The 20113-nt window shown below is 28.2% G+C and carries 16 protein-coding genes; 12 read left to right on the forward strand and 4 right to left on the reverse strand.

What is annotated here, in order from left to right:
• Positions 1–28 precede the first annotated feature (28 nt).
• The gene (locus ACMCMH_RS00860; protein WP_412726151.1) at positions 29–1849 is read right to left on the reverse strand and encodes an AAA family ATPase; all 1821 of its coding nucleotides are present in this window, start codon (positions 1847–1849) and stop codon (positions 29–31) included.
• A gap of 57 nt (positions 1850–1906) precedes the next feature.
• On the reverse strand, positions 1907–3460 hold the full coding sequence (locus ACMCMH_RS00865; RefSeq protein WP_412726153.1) for a cache domain-containing protein: 1554 nt from the start codon (positions 3458–3460) through the stop codon (positions 1907–1909).
• 141 nt (positions 3461–3601) lie between these two features.
• On the opposite strand from ACMCMH_RS00865, the gene ACMCMH_RS00870 reads away from it, so the two are divergent.
• From ACMCMH_RS00870 to ACMCMH_RS00895, 6 genes are all read left to right on the forward strand, one after another.
• Complete coding sequence (locus ACMCMH_RS00870) at positions 3602–4225, forward strand: response regulator transcription factor (protein WP_412728026.1); 624 nt, start codon at positions 3602–3604, stop codon at positions 4223–4225.
• A 135-nt stretch (positions 4226–4360) separates the two neighbouring features.
• Complete coding sequence (locus ACMCMH_RS00875) at positions 4361–5359, forward strand: TRAP transporter substrate-binding protein (RefSeq protein ID WP_412728027.1); 999 nt, start codon at positions 4361–4363, stop codon at positions 5357–5359.
• Between the two features lie 2 nt (positions 5360–5361).
• Positions 5362–5964 (forward strand): TRAP transporter small permease, encoded by a 603-nt coding sequence (locus tag ACMCMH_RS00880; protein ID WP_412726155.1) that lies wholly within the window; start codon positions 5362–5364, stop codon positions 5962–5964.
• Entirely contained in the window at positions 5961–7241 is a 1281-nt protein-coding gene (locus ACMCMH_RS00885) for a TRAP transporter large permease (protein ID WP_412726157.1), read from the forward strand. The genes ACMCMH_RS00880 and ACMCMH_RS00885 overlap by 4 nt, the downstream gene beginning before the upstream one ends.
• 163 nt (positions 7242–7404) lie before the next feature.
• The gene (locus tag ACMCMH_RS00890) at positions 7405–8895 is read left to right on the forward strand and encodes a SulP family inorganic anion transporter (RefSeq protein WP_412726159.1); all 1491 of its coding nucleotides are present in this window, start codon (positions 7405–7407) and stop codon (positions 8893–8895) included.
• A gap of 1 nt (position 8896) precedes the next feature.
• The gene (locus ACMCMH_RS00895) at positions 8897–9736 is read left to right on the forward strand and encodes a universal stress protein (RefSeq protein ID WP_412726161.1); all 840 of its coding nucleotides are present in this window, start codon (positions 8897–8899) and stop codon (positions 9734–9736) included.
• A gap of 36 nt (positions 9737–9772) precedes the next feature.
• On the opposite strand, the gene ACMCMH_RS00900 is transcribed toward ACMCMH_RS00895, so the two are convergent.
• On the reverse strand, positions 9773–11875 hold the full coding sequence (locus tag ACMCMH_RS00900; RefSeq protein ID WP_412726163.1) for a TRAP transporter permease: 2103 nt from the start codon (positions 11873–11875) through the stop codon (positions 9773–9775).
• 110 nt (positions 11876–11985) lie between these two features.
• Positions 11986–12930, reverse strand: a complete 945-nt coding sequence (locus ACMCMH_RS00905) for a TAXI family TRAP transporter solute-binding subunit (protein ID WP_412726165.1) — start codon at positions 12928–12930, stop codon at positions 11986–11988.
• Between the two features lie 111 nt (positions 12931–13041).
• On the opposite strand from ACMCMH_RS00905, the gene ACMCMH_RS00910 reads away from it, so the two are divergent.
• The 6 genes from ACMCMH_RS00910 (at position 13042) to ACMCMH_RS00935 (ending at position 20027) form a co-directional block, all read left to right on the forward strand.
• Entirely contained in the window at positions 13042–15237 is a 2196-nt protein-coding gene (locus ACMCMH_RS00910; RefSeq protein ID WP_412726167.1) for an ABC transporter substrate binding protein, read from the forward strand.
• Positions 15234–15893 carry a response regulator transcription factor gene (locus ACMCMH_RS00915; protein ID WP_412726169.1) on the forward strand — a complete coding sequence of 220 codons (660 nt, stop codon included), beginning with the start codon at positions 15234–15236 and terminating at the stop codon, positions 15891–15893. The genes ACMCMH_RS00910 and ACMCMH_RS00915 overlap by 4 nt, the downstream gene beginning before the upstream one ends.
• An 80-nt stretch (positions 15894–15973) precedes the next feature.
• Positions 15974–16399, forward strand: coding sequence for a hemerythrin domain-containing protein (locus tag ACMCMH_RS00920; RefSeq protein WP_412726171.1), 426 nt, complete (start codon positions 15974–15976; stop codon positions 16397–16399).
• A gap of 5 nt (positions 16400–16404) precedes the next feature.
• A complete protein-coding gene (locus ACMCMH_RS00925) occupies positions 16405–16659 on the forward strand; it encodes a DUF2249 domain-containing protein (RefSeq protein ID WP_412726173.1) in 255 nt (84 codons plus the stop codon).
• Position 16660: 1 nt separating this feature from the next.
• Positions 16661–17926: a hypothetical protein gene (locus ACMCMH_RS00930; protein WP_412726175.1), complete on the forward strand. Its 1266-nt coding sequence runs from the start codon at positions 16661–16663 to the stop codon at positions 17924–17926.
• A gap of 373 nt (positions 17927–18299) precedes the next feature.
• The gene (locus ACMCMH_RS00935) at positions 18300–20027 is read left to right on the forward strand and encodes a P-loop NTPase fold protein (RefSeq protein WP_412726177.1); all 1728 of its coding nucleotides are present in this window, start codon (positions 18300–18302) and stop codon (positions 20025–20027) included.
• Positions 20028–20113 lie beyond the last annotated feature (86 nt).

Raw genomic sequence — 20113 nt, forward strand, 5'->3', positions numbered from 1 at the left:
TAAGTATAACATAAATTAATGGTAAATTTTATTTAACTACTAATTGATTTTTTTTAGCTAACATTGGAGTATCTTTTGAAAGTTGTGCCAATTGAATTTGCTGTTTTTTTGTAATCACTTCACTTTTTAACAATTCTCCCAAAATAGAACCTGTGGTTCTTTCTAACTTATTTGCTATTTGAAATATGGTAAAGTTTTTATTAAACATACTTTTAGCTTTTATTTTATCTTCAAGAGTCCATTTTAAACCACTATTTTTAGCTTTCCCATCATCTTGATTTCTTTGTTGCCTAAGGATTTGCTTATCTTCTATTTCCATTTTAGAAGCTTTTGCTTTTTTACTAGATTTAATATTTTCCAAATCCTCTTTTGATTCTTTAATTCGTCCATTTATTAATTTTTTGATATTTTTTGCCATAAGATAATGAAAATTTTCACTGTCTTTGATCACTTTTTTTTTGGCTCTAGTAACTGCAACATAAAATAGATTGAATTCATCAAGAAGTTCTTGATTTGGTAAATAGTTTTGCTCTTCTTGAAATTCAGTTAAATCTTCACAACCAAAATCAACAATCAAATCAGCAAAATCGGTAAAATCATCTGCAATAGTCACTTCATCCCATTCTAGTCCTTTTGCAGTATGTGCAGTTGTAAGAAATAAAATTTCTGATACTCTCTTATCAAAACCATTACTTGATTTATTTTTCCATGCTGTATAAAATTTTTCTGAAATATTTTTGAATTCAAAAAGTTTTTCTTTATACTCTTTTGCCATTTTCAATGCTGATTTTAGTTCATAATCATCAACTTCATTTGCATAATCAAGTATATCTTCATCATTATTGAAATCTTTCAAAAATTTATTTCTTTTTACATCTTCTTTTTTATTTGTCAAAATATAATGCACTTCAATAGTAAGATTAAAAATTTCATTTGGATCACGAACGGTAACAAATGGTTTTCTATTTTCAATTCGGTTAGATATAATCGAAATCAGCTGACCATTTGTTCTTGATATATAACCATTAGTTTCAATAATATCATCTTTTTTTTCTTTTAGTGTATCTATTGTTACAACTTCATTTTTAAAATTCTTCAATAATATATTGGCATAACTAGCAATAGACTGATTAAATCTAAAACTACAAGAAAGATACAATTTTTTATCCGATTTTATTTTATTGAGTGCATTTTTACTTCCACGAAAGGAATAAATCTGCTGATGCTCATCACCGACATATATTTTTACTTTTGAACTTAATGATTCAAAAATACCAAGAGTTACATCGTTTGTATCTTGTGCTTCATCTAACATAATGATATCATAATTAAATTGCTGTATCTGCCCTTGCGATATAAGTAAATAATAATATTTTAAATAAAAAGAATGAGTAGGCTTCATCTTAGATATAAGCATTCTATCAAACATATTTTTTGCTGTTTTATGTTCAATATCTGTTGTTTCTATCTCTTTTTGTGTTGAATTACAAAACTTATCAAAAATCTTAATTGCCGAAATCGCTTGATTATATGATATTTCAAACTCTTTTGATATATCTATAGCCCTATAATTAGTAAGTTTATTTAAGTCTATGTTTGTATTCTTTTTGATTGCACCAAAAGCTAAACCATGTGTAGTTTTTACATGTGTATTAGAAGGAAAAATCGATGTAGCTTCATTTTTTATAGCACTATTAAATGCTAAATACAATATCTTCTTTGTAGGGTAAGTTTGCGAGATCAATTTCAATGTTGTTGTTTTGCCAGTACCTGCAAACGCATTTATTTTAATACTTTTGTACTTTTGAACTGATTCTAAAATCTCTTGTTGTTGTTTTGTAATATTCATAATTGTATTTTAACCAATTTATATCTTTTTTGTAATAAGTATTGCATTTTGTTATTTTTATTGTAAAATAGATATTAAAAATTTTGCACCTTTTTTTGTATTTATCACTTTTAACTTACCATTCATATTTTTATCAATAATTATTTTTGACATATAAAGTCCTATACCTGTTCCATTAGCTTGCGATTTTGTAGTAAAATATGGTTCAAATATCTTATTTTTAGGTTTTGTAATAATTCCTCCACCATTATCTTCAATAGTCAAAATAGTATTTTTGTTATCTTTTATTGCTTTGATTATTATTGTTGCATTTGTAGTGTCGTTTTCAAGCAGTGCATCTTTTGCATTTTTAATAATATTGAGCACAACTTGTTGGTATTCGTTTAGATAAGTATGAATTTTTATATTTTCATCTATATCAATAATCACTTTAATATTATTATTTTCTAAACCTCTTGAAGCAATACTCATAACTGAATTTATCATATTGAGTAAAGTAAATTCCTCTTTTTCTTTTTTTGGCATAAAAAAATTTCTAAAGTCATCTATAGTATGTGACATATATTCTAAGACTTGATTTGCTTCATCAGATTTTTTTTGCATTGATTTATTATCTAATGCACCAATACTGTGTTTAAATTTTATATTCATCAGTATCGAAGAAAGTTCCGATAAAGGTTGTCTCCATTGATGTGCGATATTTGAAATCATCTCTCCTAGGGCAATAAAACGAGATTTTTCTACTAATAATTGCTCTTTTTCCCTATTTTTTTCTATCTCCTCTTTTACTCTTTTTTGCAGTGTAGAGTTAAGACCTTTTAGGAGTTTTGCGTTATCACTTACTTTATTTTGATAGTCTGTTAACACACTTTGTATTTTTTGTGAAATAAAAATTGAAATAACAATAGCAATTGTTAAAAAGAGAAGAAATAAAACTATATTTTGAAATATTTGATTATTTACAACTTGTGCTAAATTTTTTCTTTTTTGTTGTATTTCATGTTCAATATCGTCTATATATACCCCAACAGCAATAACCCAATTGAGCCTTTCATGATATCGGAAATAAGATAGTTTTAATTTTGCATCATTTTCATTTGGTTTATTGTATATATATTCAGTATATGATTCACCTTTATTCCGTATATTTCGCATAAACTCTTCTCTAAATTTTTTTCCATTTGAGTCTTTATAGTTTGTTGATATATATTTTCCAATAAGGTCTGGTCGATTTGGGTTGACTAAAAGTTTTGCGAAGTTATCTCCACCGTTTATGTTTTCTATCTCATAAACAAAAAAATAGTTACTTTTTTTTTCTTCAAAAGTGATGTTGTTAAGAAGACGAATCGCTTCATCCTTAAAAGCAGGTTTTCTGATATCTTGAATAATAATATTATAATTTAAAATATCAAAAATAGTATCTATCTCTTTTTTAAGTGTTTTTCTTTTGTTTTCATAATATTCTTTTACAAAACTATCCATCTGAGTATCAAAGTTTTTATATGTGTTATCTATATAAAAATAAGATATCATAAACACTAAACTAGACATAATGATACTAAAAATATAAATAATAACTTTTGATAAGTTTTTTTCTGTAATTAAATTCAAGTTTACGCCTATAATCTTCTTTATGCTATCATATCATAATTTTACTAATAAGGATTTATCATTAAAAATAATAATTTTATTGGCAAACTCAAAGCCTTTTCTGTACTCTATGTTGAAGATGATGATGGCATTAGAAAAAATATTGAAGAGGTATTAAGTCATCTATTTAAAAATACCTTTGCAGCAAAAGATGCTGCTATAGCTTATGAATTATATTTAGAACATAAACCTGATTTAATTATTACAGATATTAAAATGCCCAGAGAAAATGGTATAGAACTCATCAAAAGAATACGACTACATGACTCAAAAACAAGAGTAATCATAGCATCTGCACATACTGACTTGGAATATATGCTTGAAGCAACAAAGTTACATCTAATTAAATATATAATTAAACCTATGACAGAAGATAAACTAATGGAAGCTTTATTAGACTTTATAAAGAGTCATACAAAAAACCATATCTACACCATTAACCATAACACACTTTACAATTACAATCAATCAACCATAACAACTGAACAAACAATATTTAACCTAACCAAAAAAGAAAATGAGTTTTTAAAAATGCTTATTACAAAAAATAGAATTATCACTTATGAAGAGATTGAAAATCAAATTTGGGACGATGAGTTTATTATGACACAAAATGCACTAAGACTGTTTATTAAAAATATTCGTAAGAAACTGCCTGCACAATCAATAAAAAACATTCAAGGGTCAGGATATAAAATGATTCTTCCTAAAGAGGTTTTAGAATAATATAAATTTAAGTTTTTTTACATAATTGTTACATAACTTTTAACTATACTTTTTCTTATACAAAATTAAGGAGAAAAAATGAAAAAATTAGTAAACGGATTAGTATCAGGAATGGTAGTATCTTCAGTATTGCTTATGACTGGATGTGGTGACAAGAAAGAAGATACAACTTCTAATAGTTCAACAGACACAGCTAAAGCACCATATGTGTTAAAATTTTCACATGTTGTAAGTCCAAATACACCAAAAGGGAAAGCTGCAGATTTCTTTGAAAAAAGACTTGAAGAGTTATCTGGTGGAAAAATTGATGTACAAGTTTACCCATCATCTCAGTTATATAAAGATAATGCAGTTTTAAAAGCACTTACTTTAGATTCTGTTCAAATGGCAGCACCAAGTTTTTCTAAATTTGGTAAAATTGTTCCACAATTAGCACTATTTGATCTTCCATTTGTTTTTAAAGATTTAGATCACTTACATAGAGTACAAGATGGTGAAGTTGGTCAAAAACTTAAAGATATGGTTACAGCTAAAGGTATCGTAGCTTTAAACTACTGGGACAATGGATTTAAACAATTCTCTTCAAATGAGAAACCAGTTTTAATGCCAGATGATGCAAAAGGGCAAAAATTTAGAATTATGTCTTCAAAAGTTCTTGAAGCACAATTTCATGCAGTTGGTGCAAACCCACAAATGATGCCATTTTCTGAAGTATACTCAGGATTACAACAAGGTGTAATTGATGCAGCTGAAAATCCTATTTCAAACATCTATACTAAAAAGTTTCATGAAGTTCAAAAATACCTTTCTATTTCTGATCATGGTTATTTAGGATACTTAGTAGTTATGTCTAAAAAATTCTGGAACTCTTTACCTGAAGATTTACAAAAAGATGTTACACAAGCTATGAACGAAGCAACTCAAAAAGAGAGAGAATATGCATTAGATTTAAATATGAAACAATTAGATTTAATCAAAGAGTATGCTAAAAAAACAGGAAAAATTGAAATTTTTACTTTAACTGATGAGCAAAAAGAAGCTTGGAGAAAAAAAGTAAGTACTATTTATCCTGAATTTTACTCAGATAAAAAAATCGGTCAAGATTTAATTGAGAAAACAATAGCGACAAAATAAAAATGTTTAATATTATAAGTAAAACCATTGGTTTTATTAACCAATCAATAGCAGCATTCGGTATAACAGCCGGTGTTGCTGTTGCTTTTACAAATGTAGTAGCAAGATATGCTTTTGACTCTTCATTAGTATGGGCAACGGAGATGACTATCTTTTTATTTTTATGGAGTGCTTTTTTTGGTGCTGCATATTGTTTTAAGAAAGATGCTCATATTGCGGTTACTATTGTTTTAGATATTATGCCTTCAAAAATAGCAAAAATCATGCTTTTAATTTCACATACTATCACTATTACATTTTTAAGTATTGTGGCATATTTTGGGTATGAGTACCTTTTATTGGTTCATGAAATTGATGAGCGATCAATCGATTTATGGAACATGCCTATGTGGATTATCTATTTAGTGATCCCTGTATCGTTTGCATTTGCAGCATATAGAGTTGGTGAAAAAATTATTGAAATTATCAAAACACCTCACGATGAAGTAGTTGCAGAAAGTGAAGCAGATATGCACTTACATGGATTAGCAGGTGAATTAGAAAAACAAAAAGGTTTAAATGATATGGTAAAAGATGTAGAGAAGAAAACAGGAGGTATGCTATGAGTATGGCTGTTTTATTTGCGATTTTCTTTTTCTTAGTTATTTTAGGAAGTCCTATTGCTATTTGTTTAGGAGTTGCTACATTTTCTACAATGATGTTATTTACTAGTATCTCACCTATTGAGATATCTTCTATGATGTTTGAAAAAGTAGAACATTACTCATTGATGGCTATTCCTATGTTTATTCTAGCGGGGAATTTACTCTCAAAAGGATCAGCAGCAACAAGAATTATTGAATTTGCTAAGTCAATTGTAGGACACCTTCCTGGTGGTCTTCCTATTTCAGCTATTTTTGCATCTATTATTTTTGCAGCTGTATCTGGGTCTTCTCCTGCAACTGTTGTTGCTATTGGTTCGATTATGTTTGGTGCTATTATGCAAGCTGGTTATCCTAAAAAATATGCAGTTGGTACAATTGCAACGGCTGGTTCTTTAGGTATTTTAATTCCACCTTCGATTGTATTAATCGTATTTGGGGTAACTGCTGAAGTATCTATTGGTAGATTATTTATGGCTGGTGTTGTTCCAGGTATTATGCTTGGTCTTATGATGATGCTTGTTACTTATATTGGTGCAGTTAGACTTGGTTTTAAAAGAACAACTCCTGCTCCATTTAAAGAACGACTTGCTAAAATGAAAGATGCTTCATGGGGACTTATGACAATTGTTATTGTTATTGGTGGTATTTATGGCGGTATATTTACACCAACTGAAGCAGCAGCTGTTGCAGCTATTTGGGCATTTATTATCTCTGTATTTGTGTATAAAGATATAAGTTTTAAAGATATATTTAATGTTTCTTTAGAATCTGCAAAAACAACAGCTATGATTATGTTTATCATTGCAAATGCTATGTTATTTGCACATTTCCTTACAATTGAAAATATTCCTCAAGGGATAACAAATGCTTTAATTGAAGCAGATGTTGATAAATATATGTTCCTAATTATGGTGAATGTATTATTAATTATTGCTGGTTCATTTATGGAACCAAGTGCAATTATTATGATTATGGTTCCACTGTTACTTCCGGTTGCTATTGCACTTGGAATAGATCCAATTCACTTTGGTATCGTTGTAACTATCAATATGGAACTAGGTATGGTTTCACCTCCTGTAGGACTGAATTTATTCGTAACTTCAGGACTAACAGGTATGTCTATAAAAGATGTTATTGTAGCAGCTTTCCCATGGACTATGACTATATTTGTAGGTCTTATGTTAGTAACATATATACCTGAAATTGCACTATGGTTACCAAACCTTATGTACGGTTGATAAAACAAAGTTATATACTATTAAAAAGAAAGGGACTGATTGTAAAATTAGTCCCTTTTTTATTTCAAAAACTTTTCAATTATTCCCTCTAAGCTTTTTTTGCTATAATCGCGATCTTATCAAAATATAATTAATCAAAAATTTTAATAAAAAAAGGAGTTTTATGTACCAAAGCATAAAAAAAGAGTGGTTTTCAAATATAAGAGGAGATTCTATTTCAGGGATTGTTGTTGCTCTTGCGTTAATTCCTGAGGCGATTGCTTTCTCAATCATTGCAGGAGTGGATCCAAAGATTGGATTATATGCTTCATTTTGTATAGCGGTTGTTATTGCTTTTGTAGGTGGTCGTCCTGGTATGATTAGTGCTGCTACTGGCGCTATGGCACTTGTTATGGTAACATTAGTTAAAGATCATGGTCTGCAATATCTATTGGCTGCTACACTTCTTACAGGAGTGATTCAGATAATTTTGGCTTATATAGGTGTCGCAAAACTAATGAGTTTTGTTGCTAGAGCTGTTGTTGTTGGATTTGTAAATGCTTTAGCAATTCTTATTTTTATGGCTCAATTACCAGAACTTACAAATGTTACTTGGCATGTATATGCATTAACAGCTGCAGGATTAGGGATCATTTACCTATTTCCTTATGTTCCTAAAATAGGGAAAATACTCCCCTCTCCTCTTGTAACAATAGTTGTATTAACTATTTTTGTATATATTTTAGGGTGGGATGTAAGAAATGTAGGTGATATGGGTCAACTCCCTGATACTTTACCTATATTTTTATGGCCTGATGTTCCATTTAATTTTCAAACACTTTGGATTATTTTACCATATTCTGTTGCTTTAGCTATTGTTGGTCTTTTAGAATCATTTATGACAACAACTATAGTAGATGAACTTACTGACACAAAAGGTGATAAAACAAAAGAAGCACGAGGACAAGGGATTGCAAATATAGCTTCAGGTTGTATTGGAGGTATGGCTGGTTGTGCTATGATTGGACAATCAATAATAAATGTAAAATCAGGGGGAAGAGGAAGACTTTCAACTTTTCTTGCAGGTTTTTATCTTTTGATTATGGTTGTATTTTTAAGTGATATTATCTCCATCATCCCTATGGCTGCTTTAGTTGCTGTTATGATTATGGTTTCAATTGGAACTTTTGACTGGGGTTCTATTACAAGATTAAGAACTTTACCCCTTTCTACAAACTTAGTGATGCTTACAACGGTGGCTGTTACTGTTTATACTCACAACTTAGCAAATGGTGTTTTATCTGGTGTTTTATTAGCTTCTCTCTTTTTTGCAAATAAAATATCACATTTTATGTATTGTAACATATCTAAAAATGAAGATGAAAGTATCAAAACTTATCAATTTGTTGGTCAAGTATTTTTTAATAGTGCCGATAAATTTTATGAAACTATAGACTTTAAAGAGGTTTTAGATAAAGTAATTATTGATGTTACAAAAGCACACTTTTGGGATGTATCGGCTGTTTATGCTTTAGACAAAGCTGTAATCAAACTAAGAAGATCAGGTGCTGATGTTGAAGTGATTGGTCAAAATGAAGCTTCTCAAACTATTATTGATAGATTTGGAATTCATGATAAACCAGAAGAGATTGAAAAAGTTATGGGAGGACATTAAAATGAGTTATATACTATGTTGTATTGATGGAAAGAACTATTCACAAAGTGCTTGTGATTATGCTGTACATATTTCAAATAATATGAATTTACCGTTACGATTTTTACATATTATTGAGCATACTTCAAAATCTGATAGTCTTGATTTATCAGGAAATATTAGTTTGGGTGAAAAAGATGATATGATTGAAGAATACACAAATGAAGAATCCATAAAAAATAAAAATTTGATAAAAGAGGGAAAAACTCTCTTAAATGATTTAAAGCAAAGAGCAAAACAAGAATGTAAAAATGAGATAACTATTTTGCAAGTTCATGGTGATTTATTAGAAACTATTGTAGAAGTAGAAAATCAAACAGCAGTTTTAGTAATAGGAATAGCAAGTAAAGAAAACCATAAAATTGGAGATAATGTAAAAGATATCATAAGATCTATACATAAACCAATACTTTTAGTAAATAGTGAGTTTATTGAACCTAAAAAGCTACTACTTGCTTATAATGGTTCCAATGAATCAAAAAAACTTTTAAATGAAACATCAGCAAAGCCTATTTTTAAAGATATCATTAGAGAGATTGTAAATATCAATGATGATAAAATAGCATCTGCTAAGTTAGTAGATGAAGCTAAAAAGATTTTTGAAAAACAAAATATCAAAGTGAACACTTCTGTTTTAAGTGGTGAACCAAGTAGTACTATACTCAACTATTTTGAAGAAAAAGATTTTGATGTTTTAGCTATGGGAGCTTTTGGAAACTCTCGAATAAAAGAGTTTATTTTTGGTAGTTTTACAAGTAAGATACTAGCAAATATAAAAAAACCAATTTTACTTTTTAGATAACTATTAAATACTGAAAATAAAAAGGAAAAATCCTTTTTATTTTTCCTCTTTTCTTACTTTTGCTTTTTGAACAAAATAGATTGCTACAAATATAGTAATTCCTATTAAATATGATATATAATGATGTGACAATCCCATATAATCTTCCATAATTTTTGGTAAAAACATAAATGGTAAAATCGTCATAAATACCAATCTTTCTATTATGTTTGTTCTTGTTATAAAGTATCCTTGTGTTGAACAAGAGAACGCAATCATACCCATAAAAGCTGTTGTAAATATAACTAGTATATCAATAGGATTAGTAATCCAAATCCATCCTTGAGGATCAGCTGGATTCAATGGATCTACTCCTGATATCAATAATAACTCTGGATTAAAAAAGAACATAAATGGTAAAATCGCTGTTCTTATGTCATATTTAAATCCTTGAATACCTGTTTTGATTGGGTCTGCTTTTGCTATACCTGCTGCTGCATAAGCTGCCAAACCAACAGGTGGAGTATCATCCGCTAAAATACCAAAATAAAATACAAATAGATGTGCTGCGATTGCAGGAATTAAAAATCCACTATCTTGTGCTAATATTAATATAACAGGAGCTGTTAATGATGCCATTACAATATAGTTCGCAGTTGTAGGTAAACCCATACCTAAAACAAGTGAAACAATCGCTGCTAGTATTAAAATAATAAAAATATTTCCGCCTGAAAGTGTTTCAATAACTTCTAATAATACCTGTCCAAGTCCAGTTAAAGTAATAGACCCTACAACAATACCAGCAATAGCTGTAGCAATAGCAATAGGAACCATATTTTTAGCACCACTTATCATACCTGCTAAAATATCAACAAAACCACTAAGATAAACTTCTTTTGTAAGTTTTCTTTTTGCTAAAATAGCTCTAAATGGATGTTGTACAACCATAAGAAGCATAAGTAACATAATAGCATTAAATGCAGCACTAGCAGCTGATTCTCTTAAAACCATAAGAGTGAACATTAAAAAGAAAATAGGTATTAAATAATGTATCCCAACAACAAATGTTTTCCATTTAGGTGGTAAATCTTCATCATCCATACCCTTAAGTCCTAATTTTAATGCTTCTAAATGAACAATATAAAAAAGTGCAAAATACGATACAAAAGCAGGTATAAAAGCAGCTACAATAACATCAGTATATGCCATACCTAAAAACTCAGCAATAATAAAAGCAGCAGCTCCCATAACAGGTGGCATCAACTGACCATTTGTTGAAGAGGCAACTTCAACTGCCCCCGCTTGTTCTGGTCTAAAACCTGCTTTTTTCATCAATGGAATTGTAAATGTTCCTGTCGTAACTGTGTTTGCAATAGATGAACCAGAGATAATACCTATAAAACCAGATGCAACAACCGAAGCTTTAGCAGGTCCTCCTCTATATTTACCCAACATTGCAAATGCAAGATTGATAAAATATTGTCCAGCCCCTGCTTTATCTAAAAGTGAACCAAACAGTACAAATAAAAATACAAATCCTGCAGATACTCCAAGAGGAACACCAAAAATACCCTCTGTAGTAAGATACATATGCCCAGCTAATTTATTTAAACTTGCACCCTTATGTATAATAAGTTCTGGCATATATGGTCCTAAAAGATCATACGATAAAAAAATAACAGCGATAATACTCAGTGCAAATCCTAAAACACGACGACCTGCTTCTAGTAAAATAACTATTGCAAGTAAAGCAATAAAAATATCTGTAGCAGTATAATCACCTGGACGAAGAAAAATCTCTTCATAGAAATATGCAATATATCCTGCACCTACAACACCTATCGTAGCAAGTGTATAACCAAACCATCTAATTTTTTTGAGAAAATAACTATGCTTAAACATAGGATAAATCAAAAATGCTAACAAAATACCAAAAGATAGATGCACCGATCTTGTAATTGTTGAATTTATTGGTTCAACTACGATATAAAGTTGAAATACTGACCATGAAAAAGCAATAATAGAGATAAGCCAAAACTCATAATGTTCTGTTCCAAAAACTCTTTGTCCTTCAAGTTCATTAACAACAGCTTCACTCTCCGTGGCCTGTTCCTCTTCTAGTTCACTCAGTTTATGAGGTTTTTCTTCATAAAATGACATATAAAATCCTTTTTTTAATAAAGTAGTTTACATAACTCATCTAAATAAATTTAAATGAGTTATGCAAAGTGTTTCCAAGAGGAGAACCTCTTGAAAATAAGTTCGTAGAATTATAATAATCCTGCTTCTTTGAAATATTTTTTAGCACCTTCATGTAAAGGAGCTGATAAACCATCTAATAATGACTCTTTTGTAATATTGTTGTATGCTGGATGTAGTTTCTTAAACTCGTCAAAGTTTTCTAAAACAGCTTTTACAACTGTATAAACAGCTTTGTCACTTACATCTGTACTTGTAACTAAAACAGCTTTTACACCAAATGTATTTACATCAGCATCAACACCTTTGTAAAGTCCTTTTGCAATTTTTGCTTTTGCAAAATAAGGGTATTTTGTGATTAAATTATCAACTGACTTTCCTTCTAAAGGTACAATTTTTGTATCAACAGAATTTGTAGCATCAGTAATATTTGCATTTGGGTGACCAATCATATAGAAATAACCATCAATTTTATCATCTCTTAATGCATCTGGCATCTCAGCAGCTTTTAAAGCACCAGCAAATTTTAAATCAGATTTATCAATTCCGTTTGCAGCAAAAAGTGTCATAGCAGTTGCTTCATTTCCACTTCCTGGGTTACCTAAGTTGATTCTTTTGTTTTTAACATCCATGATAGAGTTGATATTTGCATCTTTTCTTGTAACTAATGCAAGTAACTCAGGGTAAATCGCCATAACTGATTTAAGTTTTTTAACTTGTTTACCGTCATATTTTCCAATACCTTGTGCCGCTTGATATACAGTATCACTTTGAGCAATACCAAAATCTAACTCACCATTTTTGATAGTGTTAATATTATAAACAGATCCACCAGTTGATTCAACAGAACATCTGATTTTTGTCTCTTTTTTCATTTTATTAACTTGTCTACAAATAGCACCACCTGTTGGGTAGTATGTACCTGTAACACCACCTGTACCAATTGATATAAACTCTGCACCTAATGCTGGAATAGACAACATACCTACTAATGTAGCTGTAACAATTTTTTTCATTTCTAACTCCTTGTTTAATTTTCATCATTATGTTAATACATAAAAATGAACTAATCATGAACTTTTAAAGAAATAAATGTTAGAAACTATATTATTATGAAAAGGATTTGTATGAAAGTAATTTTGGTTTTTATTTGTTTGATTTATTATAGTGGTCAACTATTCGCACAAAATACCAAAAATGTTCTTATTTTAAATTCATACCATAAAGGGTTTGAATTTAGTGATACGGTGATAAAAAATATTGAAGAGCTTTTTTACAATAAACAAAATATTAATCTAAGTGTACTCTATATGAATTCAAGACATATTTACACAAAAGAGTATCAAAAAAAACTCTATGACTTATATGAAATACAACTTCAAAATAAAACTTACGATCTCATTATTACTATAGATAGATTTGCATATAAATTTGCTGTTAAAAACTACAACAATCTATTTAAAAATGAACAAATATTATTTGTAGGGATTGAGGAGTATTCAAAAGAGTTAGCAAAAGTTTATCAACTTACAAAAAAAATCAATGGGATAATTCAAAAACTTGCGATCAAAGACAATATAGAGATCATATCGAAACTGATGCCAAATTTGGAAAAGCTCTATATCTTAAATGATAGAAGTCCCAATGCAAATGATAGTAGTAGATTTATCATCAAAGTTATGAGGCAAAAAAAAGAAAACCTACAAATTGAATATCTTCGAGATTATACTTTGAAAGAACTCCAAGACTACTTTAAAGTATATAAAAAGAATCAAGCGATACTATTCGTTCGTTTTTCTATTGATTTAAATGGGGAATACTACCAGACCAATGAGGTCGCAAATGCGATAAAAGAGTTTTCTTTACCCGTTTTTGCTATGGATTCATTATTTTTAGGAAAAGGGATAGTAGGGGGAAAACTCGTATCAACAGACAAGTTAGGTACACAAACAGCGAAATTTGCAATTGATCTTTTAAACAATAAACTCAAAACTCCTTTAATCAAAAACTATAATTCATATCAAAATGTCTTTGATCAAGAACTCCTTACAAAATTTCACCTTTCTGTTCCAAAAACATTGAGAGGATTTGAGCTTATCAATACCCCAGAAAGCTTTTTTGATAAATATAGAACACTCATCAATAATGTGTTTTTAGCAACTCCTTTACTTCTTATAATTATTTTTGGATTAGCTGAATCACTCTATGCAAAACAACAAGCAACAAGAAAACTGCAACAAAGACTTGATTTTGACTATGCTCTTTTAAATGCGATAGACTCCCCTATTTTTTGGCAAGATAAAAATGGTAAAATAATTGATATGAATAAAAAGTTTTGCCAACTTGTAAATCTAAAATATAGAGATTTAATAGGGAAAAACCTTTACTATTTACAAGAACAATCTTATATTATCAACAAAATCATAACATTTTTTGATACCAATTTTGAAAAAAATGTAAATTTTACTTTGGGTGATAGAAAAGGGAGAAAAAAAATATACTACATCAAACAAACTTCTTTTGAATCACAAAGTCGTGAAAATGGAATTGTTACAATTTTTACAGATATAACAAAAGAAAAAAAACTAGAACAAGCTAGAGAAAAAGAGATTCAATATCTCATACAACAATCAAAAATGGCAGAGATAGGCGATATTTTTTCCTCTATCGCTCACCAATGGAAATCACCACTAGTGTCAATAACTTCACTTGCTCAAGATATGTTTTATTCACAAGATACATCAGGGAAAGAGGAAAATAGTTATCATATCAAAAATATAATGCTACAAGCTAACTATATGGCAGATACAATTAATGACTTTCAAGATTTTATTATTCCCTCAAAAGAAAAAACAATTTTTAATGTTCATGATACAATCAAAAATATGCTAAATATTGTACAACATAACATGAAATATAATTATATTAATATTATAATAACAGTAGAAAAAGATTTAAACTTAAATATATATGGATATGAAAATGAACTTATGCAAGCAATGTTAAATATAATCAACAATGCAAAAGATGCCCTACTCCATAATAATGAGAAAAATCGAAATTTATCAATTGAACTTAAAAACAAATATAATGTTTTAGTTGTCGATATAATTGACAATGGTCCAGGGATCAACAAGGAAAATAAAAATAAAATTTTTGAGCAGTATTTTTCTACTAAAGAAAAAGGTCATGGTATTGGATTGTATATGACTCGATTGATTATACAAGATAAACTCAATGGTAAAATATTTTATAAAAAATCTATTAAAGGTTCTCATTTTAGAATACTTTTACACCAAGACAACCCAAAGGAAACTATATGAAAATTCTATTACTAGAAGATGATGCAACTTTGTCACGAGTGATCAAAAAAGGTCTTGAAAAAGAAAACTATGCAGTAGATTGTTTTTTTGATGGAGAGTTAGCTCTCAATGCTATTTCAAATGGATATAGTTGTTTTATTTTAGATATAAATACCCCTTCATTAGATGGTATAAGTATTCTTAAGAATATTCGAGATTATTTAGGGGCTAGTATTCCTGTTATTATTATTAGTTCAAATCATGAACTAGAAAAAATAAAAGCCTCTTATGAAAAAGGGTGTAACGATTATATTAAAAAACCTTTTTTTATCTATGAGCTAGTTCAAAAAGTAAAACATTTATGTCAAATTGAATTTAACTTTATAGAGTTTAATGATTCTTGTAAATATAATTTTATGGAACATACACTCTATGTCAATAATGAAAAAATAATTTTAGCTCGAAAAGAGATTTTATTTTTAGAACTTTTTATATCTAACTTAAATAGAATCGTTACATATGCAGAGATAGAAACTTATGTTTGGGAGGGTGAAGATTCAAATATTGATAATATAAGAGCCCTTATAAAAAGAATCAGAAAAAAACTTCCAAATGAAAGTATACAAATAGTTACAGGATATGGTTACACCCTTAACAAAGAGTGTAAATATTCTTAAACTATCAAAAAATTGATACATATCAATCTTTTTCTCTCTTTGTTTTATTATAATCTCTTATTAATTTTAAGGATATACAAATGACAATAAACCAATTTATGACAGCAGACCATAAAGCTTGTGACGAACAATTCGCAGAATTAGAAAATATCATAGACCAAGGTAACTTTGATGGTGCAAAAGCTATGTTTGAAGATTTTCATACACATATGTTAAAACATTTTGATATGGAAGAGCAAGTTATGTTTCCTCAATATCAAAATTGTGAAGGTGGACATTGTGATCCTACTCCAGTTATGCTTATGGAACACAATCAAATGAGAGCTATTTTTACTCAAATGAGTGATGCAATTAATGAAAATGATAAAGAAAAATTTTTAGGTCAAAGTGAAGCACTACTGTTTACAATGCAACAACACAATATGAAAGAGGAGCAAATGATGTACAATATGGCAGACCAAGCTCTTAATTCTGAAGATATTATTTCACAAATGAAAGCACTCTAAAAACCGTGTCAAATGAACTCGTTTTAGATACAAGAGAATTAGAAGCACCCGAACCTATGGGTTTGGTGTTACAAAATCTTTCAAACCTCAATGCTACAACTTATATAAAAATGATACACAGAATCGAACCCTTGATGTTATATACACATCTAGAAGAAAATAATATTAACTATAAAGTAAGCTTTAAAGATGATGATGTGATGATTTATATTTGGGATACAACCTTTAACAATCAAGATAAATTCAAGGATATAGACTAATATGTTCGTAGGACTTAGCCTAGACCAAGCACCACCATATAAAGCACCTATAAAATTCTTTTTAATAGCACCTATATTTTCCTTTATAGCTGGAGTCTTTGCATTGTTTACAAGTAGTTTTGAGATACACAATCCAAATATAATAGCTACAATACATCTAGTAACTATAGGATTTATCATCATGACTATATTAGGAGCTTTACAGCAAATGCTTCCAGTTATCGCTGGTGCTGTTATACCAAATGCAAAAAGAGTTTCAAATATAACTTTTACACTTATTAGCTTAGGTTTAGTTGCATTTACCTTAGGCTTTTTACTCTATGAAAAACTATATTTTTTCCTCGCAGCTTTGATGTTACTTTCAGGACTTATGTATTTTACTGTCATAGCATTAATACAGCTTTTCAAAGTACCAAATAAATCGTATATAGTAAAAGGTATCATAATATCTTTACTCTTTTTTATATTTGCATTTTTAGTGGGTATTCATCTGCTTATTGCAAACGCTACTTCAAATATAAGTGCCTTGCATTATGATTTTGCCCTACTTCACTACAACTATATCTTTTTTGGATTTTTATACATTCTTATCGTATCTATTAGCATTCAAGTAGTACCTATGTTTTGGGTGGCTAGTGCGTATAAAAAATATGAACAATCTTTACTTATACTTTTAACTACTACTCTTTTAGTTTTTTATCCTATAAACTTATTTATGAATCTTGGACTAGATATAGTATATAAAATACTTTTAACACTGAGTATATTTTATTTTGTATATCTCACTATTCAAAAACTACAAAACAGAAAAAGAAAACTCAAAGATATAACAGTCTATTTTTATATCACATCGATGCTATTTTTAGCTATTGGTTCTGCTTATTGGGTAGCTATGAGTTTTTTTACTTTACATACAAGTCTTTTAGGAATACTCTTAGGACTAGGTTTCGTAGTGTCACTTATGAACGGTATGATGTATAAAATCGTTCCATTTTTGACATGGTTTCATCTAAATGCAAAAGGGTTATTTGATATACCTAGTATGAGAGAGATGATACCTCAAAAAAATATGCAAATACAGTTTTACATACACCTAACATCTATGGTATGTTTGATAATAGGTTTCACTTTTAGTATCAATATCATCATAAAACTAGCAGCCGTTTTATTTATAGTATCAAATGCGTTGTTATTTATAAATATTTATAAAGCAGTACAGATATATCTAAAGAATCAGCATAGAGATCCATTTGGGATGGGAAAATAAAATACTTCTTTTTTAAATGATGTGATTAGCTTTTTAATCGCATCAAAATATGATTTGATTATAACTTTAATCATATCAAGTAAAATGTCTGTTAATGCCAGTATATTCTAGATAACACCCAAAATGTCCTTTTCCACTCATATACCTATATAAAAGGTACATACAAATCACACCTAAAGTATAAATTTTATTTTCAAAATATTGTATTTTCTCATAATTATTTATATTTGTATTAATAAATCCCTTAGATATAGGCTTTTACTGTAGTAATTAAAATAATTTTAAAATGTACTATTAATATCTATTTTTTAGTATAAAAGGTCTATAATGAGTGTTAATAAATAGTTGTACCACGATATACTAAAGGATAAAAATGACATTAGATAAAATAGAAGAATCATTATATAAATATTTAATAAAAGAAAAAGATGAAATAGTTTTATCTATCTCAGGGGAATGGGGTATTGGGAAAACATTTTTTTGGAAGAATATATTTTTAGATAAATATAAAAGTGATTTAAATGATAAAAAGCTTGCTTATATATCATTATTTGGTATTGATTCATTAAATGATATTAGAACATCAATATTACTTCAATCATCTCCTACTAAAAATAAAATGAATTGGATAAATAAAAAAGTAACAACTCCTTTTAAAAATTTAAAGAGTTCAGCAAAGATTGATGATGATGTTTCTATGTCATTTGGTTTAAATTCAATTAGTTCATTATTATCAATTCTTTCAAGTGGAGATTTTAAAAATGTAATTGTATGTTTTGATGATTTTGAAAGAATGTCATCAAACATTGCTTTTAAAGATATATTAGGGTTGATTTCTGAGTTAAAAGAACAAAAACTATGCAAAGTTATTATGATTTTAAATGAAAAAGAATTAGCTAAGTTATCAACTGTAGAAAATGAAAAATATAGTGAACTATTTAATTTATATAAAGAAAAAATTATTGATTTAGATTTAGTATTTAATCCAACAATTAATGAAATATTTAATCAAAAAATTAAAGAGTCATTAACTAAGTATGATGTAGAAATTATTAAATATATATTTGAATCATATAATACAAAAAATATTAGAGTTATTAAACAGATTATTCAAGAAATTAATAAATTTGATTATATTTTAGATAATCATTATGACAATAAAGTCTTAACAGAATTTTTATTTTCATTGATAGGTGTATTTATAGCTAAGATTCAATTTGGTTGGTCTCCTGATAAATATTTAGAAAAAAAATCAGAATTTGATCCATCAAAAATTTCAGATGAAGAATTTGATAAGATATTTGACAATGGAATACAAAAAAATCATTTTACAAACATTGATGATACAATAGAAAAAATCATTTTAGATTATATAAAAAACAATAAACTTAATAAAGATTATTTAAAAGAAATATTAGATGACAAAAATGGAAGTATTGTAAGATATGATTTAAATGAGCAAATACAAAATTTTCATTATAATTTACTTGTAGATTTTAAATATACAATAGAGAAATGTACTAATGATATATATGAAGTATTTGAAAAACATGCTGAAGATTTACATAACATACTGGCTCTTGACAATTTTCATTATTTTATTAATTTTCTAAAACAAAATGGAAAAATTATACAAGATGATTTTATTGATAATGTTATTAAAAGATATATTGATAAATTAATATTACAAGAAAAATCTATAAGTATTCATGAATCATATAAACAAGATTTCATAAAAGAAAACTATCCACATTTAATAAAATATTGGAATGATACTAAACAAGATGAATTAATAGATAATACAAGTCTAGAAACAATTGATGCATTATTGAATAAAACTGTATCAGGGTGGGGGAATAAAGATGAATATATTTTAAATAATCTTAAAGAAGAAATTTACCTAGAATATATTGAATCTTCATCAACTTTTACAAAAAGTATAATCAATTTTATATCATCAAAAAGAAATGATAAAGATCATTTTCAGAATGCTATTAAGAATATTAAAAGAGCATTAAAAAATTTACAAGAAAGAAATAAAGATTATAAATTTAAAGTTGATAAAATAATTGAAGAAACTCAAATAAAACTTGATATCTAAATTAAGGTACAACAAAACACAGGAAAAAAACAAGTTACTCAAGCAAATTTTTAATCAATAAATAGCTATCATTTAGTGGTTATAAA

Source organism: Arcobacter sp. 15-2, from assembly GCF_047159865.1.
Taxonomy (GTDB): Bacteria; Campylobacterota; Campylobacteria; order Campylobacterales; family Arcobacteraceae; genus JAIOSF01.

Coding starts and splice junctions, on each gene's coding strand:
- ACMCMH_RS00890 (WP_412726159.1), top strand. CDS start 7,405: ATGTACCAAAGCATAAAAAAAGAGTGGTTTTCAAATATAAGAGGAGAT.
- ACMCMH_RS00900 (WP_412726163.1), bottom strand. CDS start 11,875: ATGTCATTTTATGAAGAAAAACCTCATAAACTGAGTGAACTAGAAGAG.
- ACMCMH_RS00920 (WP_412726171.1), top strand. CDS start 15,974: ATGACAATAAACCAATTTATGACAGCAGACCATAAAGCTTGTGACGAA.
- ACMCMH_RS00910 (WP_412726167.1), top strand. CDS start 13,042: ATGAAAGTAATTTTGGTTTTTATTTGTTTGATTTATTATAGTGGTCAA.
- ACMCMH_RS00905 (WP_412726165.1), bottom strand. CDS start 12,930: ATGAAAAAAATTGTTACAGCTACATTAGTAGGTATGTTGTCTATTCCA.
- ACMCMH_RS00875 (WP_412728027.1), top strand. CDS start 4,361: ATGACTGGATGTGGTGACAAGAAAGAAGATACAACTTCTAATAGTTCA.
- ACMCMH_RS00935 (WP_412726177.1), top strand. CDS start 18,300: ATGACATTAGATAAAATAGAAGAATCATTATATAAATATTTAATAAAA.
- ACMCMH_RS00930 (WP_412726175.1), top strand. CDS start 16,661: ATGTTCGTAGGACTTAGCCTAGACCAAGCACCACCATATAAAGCACCT.
- ACMCMH_RS00880 (WP_412726155.1), top strand. CDS start 5,362: ATGTTTAATATTATAAGTAAAACCATTGGTTTTATTAACCAATCAATA.
- ACMCMH_RS00915 (WP_412726169.1), top strand. CDS start 15,234: ATGAAAATTCTATTACTAGAAGATGATGCAACTTTGTCACGAGTGATC.
- ACMCMH_RS00895 (WP_412726161.1), top strand. CDS start 8,897: ATGAGTTATATACTATGTTGTATTGATGGAAAGAACTATTCACAAAGT.
- ACMCMH_RS00860 (WP_412726151.1), bottom strand. CDS start 1,849: ATGAATATTACAAAACAACAACAAGAGATTTTAGAATCAGTTCAAAAG.
- ACMCMH_RS00885 (WP_412726157.1), top strand. CDS start 5,961: ATGAGTATGGCTGTTTTATTTGCGATTTTCTTTTTCTTAGTTATTTTA.